We start from the raw sequence: 1,317 nt of genomic DNA on the forward strand, positions 1-1,317 counted from the left end.
CGGAAGTCGCGGTGGGTGAAGTTGTCTTTCTTGCGGGTCAGGACGGTGGAGGCGGCCAGGCCGCCGTTGAGGACGTCGAGGGCGGCGGGGAGGTCGACGCCGGACTTCTCCAGGAAGACGACGGCTTCGGCGCAGGCTTGGATGTTGATGGCGACGATGAGCTGGTTGGCGGCCTTGACGGTCTGGCCGGCGCCGTGGGGGCCGCACAGGACGAGGGTTTTGCCGAGGGTTTCGAGGAGGGGGCGGGCGGCGTCGAAGTCGCTTTGTTCGCCGCCGGCCATGATGGACAGGACGGCTTCGACGGCGCCGGCTTCGCCGCCGGAGACGGGGGCGTCCAGGACGCGGATGCCCTTGTCGGCGGCGGCGTTGGCCAGGTCGATGGAGGTCTGGGGGGTGATCGAGGACATGTCGATCAGCAGGGTGCCGGGCCTGGCGTGGGCCAGGATGCCGTCGGGGCCGTAGGCGATGGCCTCGACCTGGGGGGAGGCGGGCACCATGGTGATCACCACGTCGGCGTCCTGGACGGCCTCGGCGATCGAACCGGCCGCGGTGCCGCCGGCCGCGGCCAGCCGCTCCAGCTTGTCGCTCTCCAGGGTGTAGCCGGTCACGGCGTACCCGGCCTTGAGCAGGTTCTCGGCCATGGGGGAGCCCATGATGCCGAGACCGATCCACGCGATCTTGGGGAGGTTGCTCATCAGGGTGCCTCTTTCACAGTCACAGCAAAAACGGGGGGGGCGGGGTGGTGGTCAGTGGGCGGGGCGCAGGGGGGCGGGCAGCCATGCGAAGGCGCCGGTGCTGGGGCCGTCGCCGGGCTTGTACTCCAGGCCCGTCCAGCCGTCGTAGCCGGCTTTGTGGAGGCGGTCGAGCAGGCCGGCGAGGTCGAGGCTGCCGGTGCCGGGGGCGCCGCGGCCGGGGCTGTCGGCGATCTGCACGTGGGCGGTCTTGGCGGTGTAGCGGTCGATGACCTCTTCCAGGTCCTCGCCGTTCCTGGACAGGTGGTAGAGGTCCATCAGGAAGCGGGCGTTGTCCAGGCCGGTCGCGGCGTTGACCGCATCGACGACCTCAACGGCCTTCGGCGCGGAGACGAGGGGGCAGTGCGGCGACTCCGGGGCGTTGAGCGCCTCGATCAGCAGCGTCCCCTCGACCTCGGCCACCGCCCGCGCGGCGAACGCCAGATTCTCCAGCGCCAGCTCGTCCTGCTCCGCCGCCGACACCCCCGCCACCCGGTTGCCGTAGAGGGCGTTGAAGGCGGTACAGCCCAGCGACCGCCCGAACTCCACCGCCACCGGCACATTCGCCCGGAACCTCTCCGACTCC

At 71.1% G+C, this 1,317-nt stretch carries 2 protein-coding genes; both read right to left on the reverse strand.

Going from position 1 to position 1,317, the window contains the following annotated elements; all coding sequences use genetic code 11:
• Window positions 1-695: 2-hydroxy-3-oxopropionate reductase (locus ACGFWI_RS39005; RefSeq protein ID WP_393910801.1), on the reverse strand; the 695-nt coding region annotated here is incomplete at its 3' end.
• A gap of 51 nt (window positions 696-746) precedes the next feature.
• A partial coding sequence (locus ACGFWI_RS39010) for a TIM barrel protein (protein ID WP_393910802.1) occupies window positions 747-1,317 on the reverse strand: 571 nt, incomplete at its 5' end.

Origin of the sequence: Streptomyces sp. NPDC048434 (assembly GCF_043200375.1) — a bacterium.
Taxonomy (GTDB): domain Bacteria; phylum Actinomycetota; class Actinomycetes; order Streptomycetales; family Streptomycetaceae; genus Streptomyces.